This is a genomic window from Sporosarcina sp. Y1009, assembly GCF_057669865.1.
Genome location: NZ_JBYHFO010000005.1, coordinates 1 through 17153, shown reverse-complemented (window position 1 = coordinate 17153; position 17153 = coordinate 1). Strand labels below are relative to the sequence as shown.

Below are 17153 nucleotides of genomic sequence, written 5' to 3'. Positions count from 1 at the left end.
GTTCATAAAAATACTCTTGCCGGTTTGAGCAAGAGTATTTTACTTTTTCTTCGGGATTTTAACTGTGATTTTGTAATAATCCTCTAAATCCTCTTCCTCTGTTTCTACATCTATACCACTTTTAGAAACTAGATTAAGAGATTGTTTAATCGTATTTAATGCAATTCGAACATCCCGACTAACTGATATTCTCTTTTGCACTGTTTTCTTATTCTTTTCTGGGTTTAATTGTTTATATACTCGTTCTTCTAATTGTTTTACATTGAGTTGTTTTTCAATTACTTCTTCTAATAACGCAATTTGCAGGTCTGGATCCTTTAAAGGCATAAGTGCACGTGCATGACGTTCCGAGAGTTCTTTTCTCATAATTGCCGTTTTAATTTCTTCTGGCAACTTAAGTAACCGCAGCTTATTAGCAATTGTGGATTGTCCTTTTCCTAAACGCTGCGCGAGTGCTTCCTGTGTTAATGAATGCAATTCTAATAACTGCTCGTATGCATATGCTTCCTCTATAGGTGTTAACTCTTCTCTTTGCAAGTTTTCTATTAACGCGATGGAGGCTGTTTCCCTATCATCCAAATCTCTAACAATTGCTGGTACTTCTGTCCATTCTAGAAGTTTCATTGCCCGGTATCTTCGTTCACCAGCAATAATTTCGAACTTCCCATCGCCAACAGAACGAATGACAATTGGTTGAATGACGCCATGTGTATGAATTGTTCTAGCAAGTTCCTCGATTTTCTCTTCAGAAAATACAGATCTAGGCTGATATTTATTTGGTCTTATCGCGTCAATCGCAATTTTTTCTATCTGTTCATGACGTTCCTCATCCGTATCTAAATCAGCTTCTTTTTCTCCACCAAAAAAACGTGAAAAAGGACTTTTCATTCATTGCACCACCTTTTCAAACTTCCCCATACTATATATCTATTTCGACAAATCTATTAATAAACCTTCTAACCCAATAAAATGTTCCACGTGAAACATTTTATTGAATTGGTGTTTTATTTGGAATACCTGGCTTTCGCGGATATTTACTTGGCGTACTTTTTACTTTATTGAAAATAAATATGCCGCGTTCACTTTCTTCTAATGGTAATAAAAATGAGTGCTTCTCTGCAAGTTTTGCGCCAAGAACAGCAAGTGGTTTTTCAGCATCTTTAAGTTCTTCTTTAGCTGCGGCACCTTTCATTGCGATAAATTGTCCACCCTTTTTTACCAATGGAACACATAACTCAGATAGAACTGATAACCTTGCAACTGCTCTAGCTGTCACAATATCAAATTGCTCTCGATATTTTCTGTTTTGTCCGAAATCTTCAGCTCTTGCATGCACAAAATGAACCTGTTCAAGTTCTAATTGCTCTGCTAAATGCTCTAAAAATCCAATTCGTTTATTTAATGAGTCTACGATTGTCACTTCTAGTTTTGGAAAACAGATTTTCAGCGGAATGCTCGGAAATCCTGCACCTGCACCAACATCACAAATTGTCAGTTTTTTATCAAAGTCAACATAAAAAGCAGCAGATATCGAGTCGTAGAAATGTTTTAAATAGACGGAAGGCTCATCTGTAATGGCTGTTAAATTCATTTTTTCGTTCCATTCAACCAATTGATCGAAATAGATCGTAAATTGATGTTGTTGTTTTTCGGATAATTCGATTCCATGTTCTTTTAATGCGGTTAGAAATTGCTCTTTATTCATTTGCATCCCTCCCTATGTAAAAAAACTGGTGTGGACGTCAATATTTTCCACACCAGTAGTACTTTTTCTTCATCAGCTTGAAATTTTTGCAATCCTTCCTTGTTCTATATAAACAAGTAAAATTGATATGTCTGCTGGGTTTACGCCTGGCATACGTGATGCTTGTGCAATTGAAAGTGGTCTTACTTTATTCAACATACTTTTCGCTTCAGAGGCAATACCAGAAATCGCATCATAATCGATGTTATCAGGAATTTTTTTATCTTCCATTTTGTTCATTCTTTCAACTTGTTGCATAGATTTTTCAATATAACCTTCATACTTAATGAATATTTCAACTTGCTCTACAACATCAGCAGATAGGCTTTCAGTTAACGGAATGATTCTTGCAATCTGATCATAACTAATTTCCGGGCGTTTCAACAGATTTGCTGCTTTCATTGGTTCTTTTAATTCGGAACTTGTCGTTTCCATCATAATTTCATGAACATGTGCCGCAGGCTTCACAGTCGTTTTACGAAGTCTCGTCACTTCATCATCTATTTTCTTTTGTTTTGACAAATAGTTCTCATATCTTTTATCACTGACAAGTCCATGATTATACCCGATTTCGGTCAAACGAAGATCTGCATTGTCATGACGAAGGAGCAAACGATATTCTGCACGGGAAGTAAGAAGTCGATAAGGTTCATTCGTACCTTTTGTGACTAGGTCATCTATTAGTACACCAATATACCCATCGGAGCGACTAAGAATCAGTTCATCTTTTCCAAGTGCTCTTGCCGCTGCATTAATACCTGCCATAATTCCTTGTCCAGCTGCCTCTTCATAGCCGGATGTACCATTAAGTTGTCCAGCTGTATAGAGATTCCGAATTTTCTTAGTTTCAAGTGTTGGCTTTAATTGTGTTGGAATAATTGAATCATATTCAATCGCATAACCAGCTCTCATCATTTCTGCCTTTTCAAGACCTGGGACACTTTCAATCAATCTTTTTTGAATATGTTCCGGCAAGCTCGTTGACAATCCTTGAACATATACTTCTTCTGTATTTCTGCCTTCAGGTTCTAAGAAAATTTGATGACGTGATTTATCATTAAATCGAACAATTTTATCTTCTATTGATGGACAATAACGTGGTCCAGGTCCAATCTTTTCTCCAGAATACATCGGTGATAAATGTAAGTTTTCATTGATAATCTCATGAGTTAGAGGAGATGTATGTGTGAGCCAACAAGGCAATTGGTCTAGAATATATTCAGTTGTTTCAAAACTAAATGCACGTGGTTCCACATCACCAGGTTGAATTTCAGTTTTACTGTAATCGATTGTCCGGCTATTCACACGTGGTGGCGTTCCTGTTTTAAAACGAACCATATCGAATCCTAAGGCACGAAGATTATCAGCAAGCTTAATCGATGGCATTTGGTTATTTGGCCCACTTGAATATCTTATTTTCCCAATCACAATTTCACCACGTAAGAATGTTCCTGTTGTAATGATTACGGTTTTAGCACGATAGACTGCGCCAACTTGCGTGATTACACCTGTTACTTCATCTTCTTCGATTATTAACTCATCAACGGATGCTTGACGTAATACTAAGTTCTCCTCTTCTTCAAGAATGCGTTTCATTTCTTGTTGATAGAGTACTTTATCCAATTGTGCACGAAGCGCACGAACTGCAGGGCCTTTCCCAGTGTTTAACATCCGCATTTGAATATGGGTCTTATCGATTACTTTCCCCATTGCGCCGCCGAGTGCATCAATTTCACGCACAACAATACCTTTTGCAGGCCCACCAATAGATGGGTTACACGGCATGAAGGCAACCATATCAAGATTTAATGTTAAAACGAGCGTCGATGCACCCATACGAGCTGAAGCTAATGCAGCTTCTACACCAGCGTGACCGGCACCGATAACGATACAATCGAACGTGCCGGCTTCAAATTTGTTTGGCATGTTCTTTTCCTTCCTTCTATACAGGTAGTATTTAATACCAACCTTTTTTATTTTCCGAGGCAAAAACGAGAAAACAATTCATTGATAAGACCTTCTTGTACGGTATCCCCGACAATTTCTCCAAGGATTTCCCATGTGCGTGTTAAGTCGATTTGAATCATATCTACAGGAACGCCAGCTTCAGCAGCTACGAGTGCGTCCTCTATTGTTTTATGGGCTTTATGAAGCAAGGCAATATGTCTTGCATTAGATACATATGTTAAATCTTCTGATTCAAGATTTCCTTCGAAAAAGAGTTTGGCAATCGCATCTTCAAGTTCGTCAATCCCCTCATCTTGAAGAAGTGAAGTCTTAATAATCACACCCTCATTGGTAAGGTCTTCAACCTTTTTCATATCCAATTTTAGAGGGAGATCGGTTTTATTAATCACTACGATTGTATCCATTCCAGCGATTGCATCAAAGAGTCTTTCATCTTCTATCGATAATTCTTCAGCACTATTCAGCACTAATAAAATTAAATCTGCTTCTTTTAAGACTTGCCTTGATCGTTCAACGCCGATTCGCTCTACAATGTCCTCAGTTTCACGAATTCCAGCTGTGTCAACAAGACGGAGTGGAACGCCGCGTACATTGACGTATTCTTCAATTATATCACGCGTTGTACCTGCTATGTCAGTTACGATGGCTTTATTTTCTTGTACTAAGCTATTTAAAAGTGAGGATTTACCTACGTTTGGTCTTCCGATGATCACTGTAGATAAGCCTTCTCTTAATATTTTCCCTTGCGAAGAAGTTCGAAGTAATTTACCAATTTCCTCTTTAACCCATGTGCATTTATCCAACATCAGTGGAATGGTCATCTCTTCGACGTCATCATATTCTGGATAATCTATCGTCACTTCAACCTGTGCAAGTGTCTCTATTAACGTATTACGTAATTCGCCGATTAGTTTTGAAAGTTTTCCTTCCATTTGACCCAGTGCTACATTCATCGCGCGATCTGTTTTTGCACGGATCAAATCCATGACTGCCTCTGATTGCGACAGATCAATACGACCGTTTAAAAAAGCACGTTTTGTAAATTCACCAGGTTCTGCAAGACGTGCGCCCTCTGTCAAAATGAGTTCCAGCACACGATTAACTGCAACAATTCCACCATGACAATTAATTTCCACGACATCTTCTCGCGTGAAGGTTTTTGGGGCTTTCATTAAAGATACCATTACTTCTTCTACAGTTTCGCCTGATTTAGGATTTACTAAGTGTCCGTAATGGATTGTATGGGATTGTTCCTCTATTAACCTTTTTTCTCCTGGAGATTTAAATACGCGGTTTGCGATTTGAATTGCTTCATCCCCACTTAATCTAACAATCGCAATTGCCCCTTCTCCCATTGGAGTTGAAATTGCAGCGATCGTATCAAAATGCACAGTTCTCACCTTCCTTATTAGTTACGCACATGTGGATAACGTAATTCCGGACATGACTTCCTAACATAATATATTAACATAAATATGTCGAACGTCATAGTACTTCACAATAAATTTTGTGGATAATTTCATTTCATGATCATAAAAAAATCCCGTAAAGAGTATGATACTCTTTACAGGATTTTCTTTTTACCTGATTGGTTCGATGACTAGATAACGATATGGATCCGATCCTTCTGAATAGGTTTCAATATCCAACCGACTGGAGAGAGAATGATGAATAACTTTTCTTTCATAAGCTGGCATTGGTTCAAGTTGAACTTTTCGACCCGTCCGAATGGCTCGGTCTGCCATTCTTTCTGCTAGTTGCTCTAGTGATTGTTCACGTCGCATTCGATAATCTCCTACATCGATTCGTACAACTTTGAATTGATCTGCATATTTATTGGCTACTAGTTGGCCTAATTGTTGCAACGCATTCAATGTTTGACCACGTTTTCCAATTAATAAAGCCGCCTTTTTACTTTCTAGTTGGAAATTGACATACTTTCCAGTTATTTGATAAGAAATAGCAAGATCATGGATGCCCATTGATTTCGCAACGTCTGTCAAATATTGCTGGGTTTCTAAAATAGCGCCTTCATCACCTACTAATTCAGTAACCTCCGCTTCTTCTGTCGCTTCCAATACTTCAACAGAAGTAGCATCTTCTTTTTCCAATGTTTCTTTCATTACAACTTCTTCTACATGCTTTTCAATAAGACTCTTTTCTTCAATGACAGTAATTTTCACTTCTGCTTCTTTTGATCCGATACCAAAAAAACCTTTTCTACCCTGATTAAGTATTTCTACCTTTACTTTATCGCGGGAGACATCGAGTGTTTGTAATGCCGCTTCGATCGCCTCTTCAACAGTGGCTCCGCTTTGCGTCATCATTGTCATTTTCTTTTCCCTCCTACTTTTGCAGGTACCACTTCATCTTTCTTAGGTTTGTAAATGAAATAGTTTTGGATGACAGAAATAATATTACCAATTACCCAATACAATGAAAGTGCTGCTGGTAAGATTACACCAATTCCAACTATAAATACTGGCATAATATACATCATCATTTTCATTTGCGGGTTGGCCATTGCAGGTCCTGTGCGCAGAACGATGAATTGCATGATTCCTGCAAGGATTGCAAGGGTAATACTTGGTTCAGCAAGTTGGAACCAGAGAATAGAGCCTAACTCAATTTCGGGTGTATTGTTCATACGGCTAATCGCATGATAAAATCCAATCAATATTGGCATTTGCACGAAGATTGGTAAACAACCTGCAGCTGGATTGATTTTTCGTTCTGTCATGATTTTTTGCATTTCAGTTCGGTATTTTTCTTGAGTTACTGCATCTTTAGATTTGTACTTTTCTTTTAAAGCATTCAGTTCTGGTTGTATTTCTTGCATTTTTTTCGAGCTCTGTGTTTGTTTAATCATTAATGGTAAGAGAACTAAACGAATCACAATTGTTACTGCAACAATTCCATAACCGTAAGTGCCTAGTAATTCTTTAAAAAGTGTAATTAATGAAACTAACGGCCAAACAATGTATTTATTCCAAAAACCTTCGCTATCTTGATAAATCGGTTCATTAAATTCAGTACATCCTGCCAAAAATAATGACAGCATCGTTAACATGAGTACAAGTCCTATTCTCTTATTCAAATTGGCTCCCCCAAATCGTAACTTCTTGCTTAACAGTCTAACATTTTCATATGTAGGTTTCTACTTACGCTTTCTTTGGATCACTTTTGCAATTCGTAATACATGTTGCAAACTCTTTTTTGTTTCATGAAAGTCCTTAGTCGCTGCTTGATGCCTGGCGATTATAACATAATCCATATCACTTTTAATTTCATCTTTTATTTCCAAAAAAGCTTGTCTTAAATATCGTTTTATACGATTTCTTGTCACTGCATTGCCGATTTTTTTACTGACGGAGAGTCCAATCCGAAATTCCTCTTGTCCCTCTTTTGGATAACAGTAAACAACAAATTGCCGATTCGCAAATGATTTACCATTTTTAAAAACGACTTGAAATTCTTTATCTTTTTTTATTCGCTGGCGTTTATTCATTAAAAGATACACCTGCTCCGTTACTAGTATTGTTTATATCAATTCGAAAAGATTTCATTAGCTTCATCTTGTTCTATATAGACCTTTTCGAAACAACTTCTACAAAAAAAAAGACCACTGAATGTCAGTGGCCTTAAGCTGAAAGTTTTTTTCTTCCTTTGAGGCGACGAGCTGCAAGAATTCTGCGCCCACTTTTCGTGCTCATTCTTGCACGGAAGCCGTGAACTTTACTACGTTTTCTTGTATTTGGTTGGAATGTACGTTTAGACATGTTATTAAGACACCTCCTGATTGATTGTCATTGATACCGAGTGACAGTCCTAATTAGTATAGAGAAATTCAATCAAAAAGTCAATCATTTATTTCAAGTGGATCAATTCTTTATTTCTATGTACCATTATTAGTTATCCACATATCGAAATCGAATAAGACTACTTCTCTGTGCATATATTTTTTCATCATTTTTTTTTAGTCGACAGTTATCGACATGATTTTCACATATAAAAGCCTGTGGATAACGGTTTTGTTCACAATGAATTAAGTTGTGGATAAGCCCTTTGACTCCTTGTAATAATCAGCATTGCCTGTTACAATGATAAAGATTTAATTGTGCACAATTTAAAAGTTTAATTTGTTATCCACAATTGTTGATAGGTTGTGGATAATTTTTTCCCCACTTTTGCATAATTGTTATCCACACGAGTGAACTATGTGTATAATACATATTCTCGCATAGATAAAATACAACGTAAAGGAGGTAGTTAATTGAAACACCTTGAAGAATTATGGATTAAAGTGTTAGCCCAAATAGAAGAAAGAATTTCAAGGCCAAGTTTTGAAACGTGGTTGAAATCGACGAAACTGATCTCTTATGAAGAAGAGGTTGTAACAATCGCCGCTCCTAACTCATTTGCGAAAGATTGGCTTGAAAATCATTATGTCCATTTAATAACGGGAATCTTATCTGAATTAACTGGTGAAGATCGGTTAATTCAATTTATTGTGCCAAAAGATATGCAGGAAAATGATATTATGTTGCCAAAACCTATTGAAAAAACTGTCGAAAGAGTCCGTTCTAACTCGAAAACTGGTATGTTGAATTCAAAATATACATTTGACACGTTTGTCATCGGCTCTGGAAACCGTTTTGCGCATGCAGCATCTTTAGCTGTCGCGGAAGCCCCTGCAAAAGCTTATAACCCGCTATTCATTTATGGAGGCGTCGGCTTAGGTAAAACCCACTTAATGCACGCAATTGGTCATTATGTAATCGATCAAAACCCTGATGCTAAGGTTGTTTATCTAACTTCCGAAAAATTTACCAATGAGTTCATCAATTCAATTCGTGATAACAAGGCAGTTGAATTTCGAAATAAATACAGAAGTGTAGATGTACTTCTAATAGATGATATTCAATTCCTTGCTGGAAAAGAACAAACCCAAGAAGAATTTTTCCATACGTTTAATACACTTCATGAAGAATCTAAGCAAATTGTCATATCCAGTGACCGGCCGCCAAAGGAAATTCCAACGCTAGAAGATCGACTAAGATCCCGTTTTGAATGGGGGCTAATTACAGATATCACACCGCCGGATTTAGAGACAAGAATTGCAATTTTACGTAAAAAAGCAAAAGCTGATGGACTGTTGGACATTCCAAACGAAGTCATGACGTATATTGCCAATCAAATTGACACGAATATACGTGAATTAGAAGGTGCACTTATTCGAGTTGTCGCATACTCATCTTTGGTAAATCGCGACATTACAATGGATTTAGCTGCAGATGCATTAAAAGATATTATTCCAAATGACACACCACGCACTGTTACTATCTTAGATATTCAAAAAACAGTCGGTGGTCATTTTAACATGCGTTTAGAAGACTTTTCTGCAAAAAAACGAACCCGTGCGATTGCTTTTCCACGTCAAATCGCGATGTACTTATCAAGGGAGCTAACTGATTTTTCTTTACCAAAAATCGGTTCAGAATTTGGTGGACGCGACCACTCAACCGTGATTCATGCGCATGATAAAATTCGTGGAATGTTAGAAGAAGATCAATTACTTCAACAGGATATTCAAGATATAAAGAAACTACTTGGGCGAGGTTAGACTGTTAGTAACCTATAATAACTAGTGCATACTTATAAACTAGTTATGAACAAGTGGATAACGTGAGTTTAATAATGTTATAGCACTTATCCACGTATCCACAGCCCCTATTACTATTACTACTATCTTTAATAACTAATATAAATATATAAGCGAGGGTATGAAATGAAATTTGAAATTAGAAGAGATGAACTTCTCAATGGCTTAAATGATGTTATGAAAGCAATCAGTCAGAAAGTAGCAATTCCCATTTTAACGGGTATAAAAATCGAGGTTACTGAAAGTGGAATGACAATGACAGGTAGTGACTCAGATATTACTATTTGTACATTTATTCCTGCAGAACGTGATGGGGAACAACTTATAAAAGTAAGTAATGTTGGAAACATTGTATTACAGGCAAAAGTTTTCAGTGAAATCATTCGAAAACTTCCAACAAACGAAGTGAAAATCGAAGTAAAAGATGGTTTTCAAGCCTTAATACGTTCAGGTAAATCAGAATTTAAATTGATCGGCTCAAACCCTGATGACTATCCAGTGTTACCAGACGTTAAAGATGAACATAGTTTCTCACTACCAGCAGATTTGATGAAATCAATCATTCGAGAAACAGTATTTGCAGTATCTCAACAAGAAACGCGACCGATTTTGACAGGTGTCCAATGGGTAACTGAAAACGGCAAACTTTCTTGTGTAGCAACAGATAGTCACAGACTTGCTAGAAGACTCACATCGCCTGAAGAAATGCCAGTAGATCCATTAAGCATTGTAATTCCAGGTAAAAGTCTTCAAGAATTAAATAAAATCTTACCTGATTCAAATGAGTCAATTGAAATTCTAATTACTGAACAGCAAATCCTCTTTAAAACAGCGAACGTTTTATTTTACTCTCGATTACTTGAAGGTAATTATCCAGATACATCAAGATTAATCCCTACGGAGAATAAAACATCAATCATTGTAAATGGTCGATCTTTACTTCAAGCAATTGATCGTGCATCATTGTTAGCAAGAGAAGAACGGAATAATATTGTTCGGTTTTCAACAGATGAAGGAAAATTAATTGAAATCTCTTCAAATTCTCCAGAAGTAGGAAATGTTGAAGAGATGGTAGAAGCCATTAGCGTAACGGGTGATGCTCTCAAAATATCATTCAGTGCAAAATACATGATGGATGCCTTACGTGCAATTGACGGACAAGATGTTGAAATCCAATTTACCGGTGCAATGCGACCATTCATCTTAAAATCAGTCAATGATGACACAATACTTCAACTGATTCTTCCTGTTAGAACATATTAAGACGAAAAGATAGTCAATTATTGACTATCTTTTTTACTTCTAGCCAAAGTTCTTGTAAAATAGAAAGAACTACTAAATTATGAAAGGTTGAACGCTAATTGAACGATTTAGAAATAAATACAGAGTTTATAACACTTGGCCAACTTTTGAAGATGACGAATGCTATTAGTTCGGGTGGGATGGCAAAATGGTATCTCGATGAACATATTGTTCATGTAAATGGTGAAGAAGAGCAGCGCCGTGGTAAAAAATTACGTCATGACGACGTTATAAAACTGCCTGATGTCGGCACATTTAAAATTATTGAAATGCCTTCTGGAACATCGGATGTTTATTGAGCAACTTGCTTTAACCAATTACCGTAACTATAAAACCCTTGATTTATCCTTTTCTCCTGAAATCAATGTATTGATTGGTGAAAATGCTCAAGGGAAAACAAATGTCATGGAAGCTATTTACGTACTATCCATGGCCAAATCGCACAGAACATCGAATGATCGCGATTTAATACGTTGGGACGAAGAGTATGGTAAAATAGAAGGTAGCGTCCAGCGCAAATATGGACGACTTCCTCTAGAACTCGTTATTTCCAAAAAAGGAAAAAGGGCAAGAGTTAACCATCTCGAACAAAATCGTTTAAGTCTTTATATAGGTCAACTAAATGTTGTGATGTTTGCTCCAGAGGATTTAAATCTGGTTAAAGGTAGTCCATCTGTGAGAAGACGATTTCTTGATATGGAAATCGGACAGATTTCTCCGGTGTACCTACATGATCTCTCAACTTTTCAAAAAATATTAAAACAGCGGAACGCGATATTAAGAGCTAATCGCGGAAAATCTAATTTTAGTGATGTCATGTTCGATGTTTATACTGAGCAGTATATTCAAGTGGCTGTACAAATTATTCGTAAAAGATTTTATTTCATGGAACTTCTTCAAAAATGGGCTGAACCGATTCATAAAGGTATTTCCCGAGGAATGGAAACACTTAAAGTATCTTATGGAACATTAAAAGGTATCGAATCGGGGCAGACTCAAGAAGTAATGGAATCTATACTAGAACAAAGATTACTTGAGATGCGACCGCGCGAGTTAGAAAGAGGATTAACTCTGATTGGTCCGCATCGTGATGACCTGCATTTTTTCGTCAATGGATATGACATCCAAACGTTTGGCTCACAAGGTCAACAACGAACGACAGCTTTATCTTTGAAACTCGCTGAAATTGAACTTGTGAAACAAGAAGTGGGAGAATCACCGGTATTACTTTTGGATGATGTCCTATCCGAATTGGATGATTTTAGGCAGTCTCATTTACTGAATACAATACAAGGAGAAGTTCAAACCTTTGTAACAACAACGAATATAACCGGTATTGACCATGAAACAATTCGCCAAGCCAATATATTCGAAGTAAAAGCAGGAGAAGTTATCCATAAAGAAGAAAATTAAGTTTTATGGATACACGTACCATGCTAGGTGGTATACGTTCAGAAAGGAAAGGTGAACAAGCTTGGCAATGGAAGAAAAGAATTTAGAGGCCTATGATGAAGCCCAAATACAAGTACTTGAAGGACTCGAGGCTGTAAGAAAGCGTCCAGGTATGTATATCGGGACAACTAGTTCAAGAGGACTTCATCATCTTGTATGGGAAATTGTTGATAATAGTATTGATGAAGCACTAGCTGGTCATTGTGACCATATCGAAGTAACAATGGAAAAAGATAATTGGATTTGCGTTGTAGATAATGGTCGAGGTATTCCAGTTGGGATACAAGAATCTACAGGTAGACCTGCTGTTGAAGTCATCATGACCGTTCTTCACGCTGGTGGTAAATTCGGCGGTGGTGGCTATAAAGTTTCCGGTGGATTACACGGCGTTGGTGCAGCTGTCGTAAACGCTTTGTCGATGGAGACCGAAGTATTTGTCCGACGTGACCAGAAAGAATATTATATTAAATTTGAAAAAGGCATTCCAACAGTCGAACTCAAGGAAATTGGGGCATCAGAAGAAACTGGAACAAAAGTCCGTTTTAAAGCAGATCCTGAAATTTTTACGGAATCGACCATTTATGATTATGATATTCTTGCGAATCGCTTAAGAGAACTTGCTTACTTGAATCGTAAACTTCGTGTAACGATTACAGATGATCGTGATGACGAGGGACGTACCGATACTTATTACTACGAAGGCGGTATTAAATCATACGTCGAACATTTAAATAAAAAGAAAGAACCGATTCATGAAGAACCAATCTTCGTTGAAGGTGAAAAGGACGGCATATCCATTGAAATTGCTATGCAATATAATAGCGGTTATGCTGAAAATTTGTATTCATTTGCAAATAATATCAACACTTATGAAGGTGGAACGCATGAATCAGGTTTCAAAACTGCATTAACCCGTGTTGTAAATGATTATGGACGCAAAAATGGTGGTTTGAAAGAAGGCGACCAAAACTTATCGGGCGACGATGTACGAGAAGGTTTGACCGCGATTATTTCAATTAAGCACCCAGATCCACAATTTGAGGGGCAAACTAAAACAAAGCTTGGGAACTCTGAAGTCAGCACGATAACGAATTCATTGTTCTCTGAGGGTTTCCAAAGATTTTTACTTGAAAATCCATCTGTAGCTCATAAAATCATTGATAAAAGCTTAGTTGCGGCACAAGCTCGAATGGCTGCAAAAAATGCACGTGAACTTACACGTAGAAAATCAGTGCTTGAAGTATCAAGTCTTCCAGGAAAACTTGCAGACTGTTCATCTCGGGATCCAGCAATTAGTGAATTGTACATCGTTGAAGGTGACTCAGCAGGAGGATCTGCGAAAAGTGGACGTGATCGTCACTTCCAAGCAATCTTACCGCTGAGAGGAAAAATCTTAAACGTAGAAAAAGCACGACTTGATCGAATTTTAGGGAATGCAGAGATTCGTGCAATGATTACAGCACTAGGTACAGGAATTGGAGAAGAATTTATTCTTGAAAAGGCACGCTATCATAAAGTTGTCATTATGACAGATGCAGATGTTGACGGTGCGCATATCCGCACACTTTTGTTAACATTTTTCTTCCGTTTTATGAGACCACTTGTGGAAGCGGGTTATATATATATCGCACAGCCACCGCTCTATCGTGTAAAACAAGGACGAACAGAAGAGTATTGCTATACAGATGAACAACTTCAGGAAATTCTACAAAGAATGTCACAATCGCCAAAACCAGTAATTACGCGCTATAAAGGTTTAGGAGAGATGGATGCAACACAACTTTGGGATACAACAATGGATCCTGATCAACGAACATTACTCCAAGTCGAACTTGACGATACAATAACGGCGGATGAAACTTTCCAACAATTAATGGGTGATGAAGTTCTACCACGTAGAATTTTCATTGAAGAAAATGCAAAGTATGTTCAAAACATAGATACGTAATCAAAAAGAAATTGAAAGGAGCTTTTCAATATGGCAGATGTGCCAAATCGTGGTGTTAAGGGAATTAACATAAGTACTGAAATGAAGAACTCATTCCTTGACTATGCGATGAGTGTAATTGTTTCTCGTGCGCTCCCTGATGTAAGGGATGGACTTAAACCGGTTCATCGCCGTATTTTATATGCAATGCAAGATCTTGGAAATACCGCAGATAAACCACATAAGAAATCTGCACGTATTGTGGGCGATGTAATTGGTAAATATCATCCACATGGTGATAGTGCTGTTTACGATACAATGGTTCGACTGGCACAAGATTTCAATATGCGCTATATGTTAGTGGATGGTCACGGAAACTTCGGATCTGTAGATGGTGACTCAGCAGCTGCAATGCGTTACACAGAGTCCCGTATGTCCCGTATTGCGATGGAATTATTACGCGATATTAATAAAGACACAGTCGATTATCAAGACAATTATGATGAACAAGAGAGAGAGCCGGTCGTTTTACCAAGCCGTTTTCCAAACTTGCTTGTCAACGGTTCTTCCGGCATCGCGGTTGGAATGGCGACAAATATTCCACCTCACCATCTCGGAGAAACGATAGACGCAGTTCTAGCTTTAGCTGATAATCCTGCCATTACGACAGAAGAATTACTAGATATAATACCGGGTCCTGATTTTCCTACAGGTGGGATTATTATGGGACTCAGTGGAATTCGAAGAGCTTATGAAACAGGTAAAGGTTCAGTTATTGTTCGCGGTAGAGTAGAAATCGAACAAAAGGCGAATGGAAGAGAAACCATTCTTGTTAACGAATTACCTTATCAAGTAAACAAAGCACGTTTAATCGAGAAAATTGCTGACTTAGTACGTGAAAAAGCAATTGAAGGTATTTCCGACTTGCGTGATGAATCAGATCGGACAGGTATGCGCATTGTTATTGAAGTCAGACGCGATGCAAATGCCAATGTATTATTAAATAACCTATATAAGCAAACAGCTTTACAGTCTAGCTTCGGTATTAATATGCTTGCACTCGTTGATGGACAACCAAAAGTTCTTGCATTGAAAGAAATTTTATATCATTACTTAGAACATCAAAAAGTCGTCATCCGTAGACGTACTCAATATGATTTACGTAGAGCAGAAGACCGTGCGCATATTCTCGAAGGGTTAAGAATAGCCCTTGATAATATTGATGCGATTATTACACTTATTCGTGCATCTAAAACGACAAATGAAGCAAAAACTGAATTAATGGCTCAGTTTGACCTTTCTGAACGTCAAGCGCAAGCAATTCTTGATATGCGTCTCCAGCGCTTAACAGGTTTGGAAAGAGATAAAATTGAAGAAGAGTATAATGATCTTCAATTATTAATTGCAGAACTTCGTGCTATTCTTGCAGATGAAGAGAAGCTACTTGAAATTATTAGTGAAGAACTACTTGAACTGAAAGAGCGATATGCCGACAAACGTCGTACGGAAATCACGCTAGGTGGTGCAGAAATGATTGAGGATGAAGATCTCATCCCGGTCGAAAATTCTGTATTAACCCTGACGCACAACGGTTATATTAAGCGTTTACCGGCAAATACGTATCGAAGTCAACGTCGTGGTGGCCGCGGAATTCAAGGAATGGGCACGAATGATGATGACTTTGTAGAACATTTGCTCAATACATCAACACATGACACCATCCTATTCTTTACAAGTAAAGGTCGTGTCTTCAAGACAAAAGGTTACCAAGTACCTGAGTTTAGCCGTACAGCGAAAGGTTTACCGATTATTAACTTGCTAGGCGTCGACAAGGAAGAGAAAGTAACAGCCATGATCCCAGTCAGTAAATTTGAAGAAGAGAAATACTTATTCTTTGTGACTAGAAATGGTATTGCTAAACGTACACCTGTCTCAGCTTTCGCAAATATTCGTTCAAATGGTCTAATTGCACTCACACTTCGTGATGAAGACGAGCTCATTGGCGTTAAAATGACAAACGGTGACGAAGAAATTGTTATTGGAACGAAAGATGGCATGCTGATTAAATTTAAAGAAACTGATATACGTTCTATGGGACGCGTAGCAGGCGGGGTTCGCGGAATTCGTTTACGAGAAGGCGATATCACCGTAGGTATGGACGTTGTGGATGAAGGAAAAGAAATTCTTGTCGTCACAGAAAAAGGATTTGGAAAACGTACACCACAAGAGGAGTACCGGATCCAATCACGTGGTGGCTATGGATTAAAAACACTTAATGTAACTGAAAGAAATGGATCTCTCGTCGCTATGAAAGCAGTTGATGGTTCAGAAGACTTAATGCTAATTACAATCCATGGCATTTTAATTCGAATGGACATCAAAGATATCTCTGTTATTGGTAGAAGTACTCAGGGAGTTCGTTTGATTCGTCTTGGAGAAGATGAATTTGTTGCAACGGTAGCAAAAGTTGAAAAAGATGAAGATGAAGACGAAGAAAATAGTAATGATGAAGACAAAGAAAATAGTAATGATGAAGACAATGAAATAATAGTTGAATCGCAGAATAACGAAGAAGACAATTCTACATTAGATGAATCTAACTCCTCTATAGAAGAAGTAGAAAAAAATGATGATGAAGAATAGCTTTTAGAACATATCGCCAACGTGCTAACTAGCTCGTTGGCGTTTTTCTTTTAAAAAACTCAACAGTAAACAATATGACCTTACATATATATTGTGCCGATTAAAATAGCATTGAGTTATTTCAATTAACTTTCTATTGTTTGGGTATTGTAATTGAAATAGTAAGGTGTTATAGTTATGAATGTCGCCAAAGAGACCAGGATACAACGAAAAAGAATTTTAAAAAGTTGTTGACAAGTTGAGTGTGGCTTGATATGATATAAGAGTTGCTGTTGCGAGACGGTAACGCAGAAACGAATATGTAAGTTGAGTTCTTACTTATATAATGAACCTTGAAAACTGAACAGCAAAACGTCAAGATATATCGTTTCGTTAATTCGAAACAAAAAGCGAATCTTCGGATTCGAAGTCAGTAAACGAAACTCGAGCTATTCAAGTTTCTCTATTATGGAGAG

14 protein-coding genes are annotated in these 17153 nt (G+C 37.4%); 6 read left to right on the top strand and 8 right to left on the bottom strand.

Features of this window, described 5'->3' with window-relative positions; genetic code table 11:
* Positions 1-39: 39 nt before the first annotated feature.
* From noc to rpmH, 8 genes are all read right to left on the bottom strand, one after another.
* Positions 40-888: a nucleoid occlusion protein gene (gene noc / locus AC25Y1_RS07600; protein WP_488147369.1), complete on the bottom strand. Its 849-nt coding sequence runs from the start codon at positions 886-888 to the stop codon at positions 40-42.
* Positions 889-988: 100 nt separating this feature from the next.
* A complete protein-coding gene (gene rsmG / locus AC25Y1_RS07595; protein WP_488147368.1) occupies positions 989-1705 on the bottom strand; it encodes a 16S rRNA (guanine(527)-N(7))-methyltransferase RsmG in 717 nt (238 codons plus the stop codon).
* Between the two features lie 72 nt (positions 1706-1777).
* Complete coding sequence (gene mnmG, locus AC25Y1_RS07590; RefSeq protein WP_488147367.1) at positions 1778-3670, bottom strand: tRNA uridine-5-carboxymethylaminomethyl(34) synthesis enzyme MnmG; 1893 nt, start codon at positions 3668-3670, stop codon at positions 1778-1780.
* A gap of 47 nt (positions 3671-3717) precedes the next feature.
* A complete protein-coding gene (mnmE, locus tag AC25Y1_RS07585; protein ID WP_488147366.1) occupies positions 3718-5103 on the bottom strand; it encodes a tRNA uridine-5-carboxymethylaminomethyl(34) synthesis GTPase MnmE in 1386 nt (461 codons plus the stop codon).
* A gap of 189 nt (positions 5104-5292) precedes the next feature.
* Positions 5293-6045 (bottom strand): RNA-binding cell elongation regulator Jag/EloR, encoded by a 753-nt coding sequence (jag, locus tag AC25Y1_RS07580; protein WP_488147365.1) that lies wholly within the window; start codon positions 6043-6045, stop codon positions 5293-5295.
* Positions 6042-6809 (bottom strand): membrane protein insertase YidC, encoded by a 768-nt coding sequence (yidC, locus tag AC25Y1_RS07575; RefSeq protein ID WP_488147364.1) that lies wholly within the window; start codon positions 6807-6809, stop codon positions 6042-6044. The genes jag and yidC overlap by 4 nt, the downstream gene beginning before the upstream one ends.
* Positions 6810-6869: 60 nt before the next feature.
* Positions 6870-7220, bottom strand: coding sequence for a ribonuclease P protein component (gene rnpA, locus AC25Y1_RS07570; protein WP_488147363.1), 351 nt, complete (start codon positions 7218-7220; stop codon positions 6870-6872).
* Positions 7221-7353: 133 nt separating this feature from the next.
* Positions 7354-7491: a 50S ribosomal protein L34 gene (rpmH, locus tag AC25Y1_RS07565; protein WP_488147362.1), complete on the bottom strand. Its 138-nt coding sequence runs from the start codon at positions 7489-7491 to the stop codon at positions 7354-7356.
* A 494-nt stretch (positions 7492-7985) separates the two neighbouring features.
* On the opposite strand from rpmH, the gene dnaA reads away from it, so the two are divergent.
* From dnaA to gyrA, 6 genes are all read left to right on the top strand, one after another.
* Positions 7986-9335: a chromosomal replication initiator protein DnaA gene (gene dnaA / locus AC25Y1_RS07560; protein WP_488147361.1), complete on the top strand. Its 1350-nt coding sequence runs from the start codon at positions 7986-7988 to the stop codon at positions 9333-9335.
* 165 nt (positions 9336-9500) lie between these two features.
* Entirely contained in the window at positions 9501-10637 is a 1137-nt protein-coding gene (gene dnaN / locus AC25Y1_RS07555) for a DNA polymerase III subunit beta (RefSeq protein ID WP_488147360.1), read from the top strand.
* 98 nt (positions 10638-10735) lie between these two features.
* Entirely contained in the window at positions 10736-10975 is a 240-nt protein-coding gene (gene yaaA, locus AC25Y1_RS07550; protein WP_488147359.1) for a S4 domain-containing protein YaaA, read from the top strand.
* Entirely contained in the window at positions 10965-12089 is a 1125-nt protein-coding gene (gene recF, locus AC25Y1_RS07545) for a DNA replication/repair protein RecF (protein WP_488147358.1), read from the top strand. The genes yaaA and recF overlap by 11 nt, the downstream gene beginning before the upstream one ends.
* 67 nt (positions 12090-12156) lie before the next feature.
* Entirely contained in the window at positions 12157-14076 is a 1920-nt protein-coding gene (gene gyrB / locus AC25Y1_RS07540) for a DNA topoisomerase (ATP-hydrolyzing) subunit B (RefSeq protein WP_488147637.1), read from the top strand.
* Positions 14077-14106: 30 nt separating this feature from the next.
* Complete coding sequence (gene gyrA, locus AC25Y1_RS07535; protein ID WP_488147357.1) at positions 14107-16698, top strand: DNA gyrase subunit A; 2592 nt, start codon at positions 14107-14109, stop codon at positions 16696-16698.
* Positions 16699-17153: the final 455 nt, after the last annotated feature.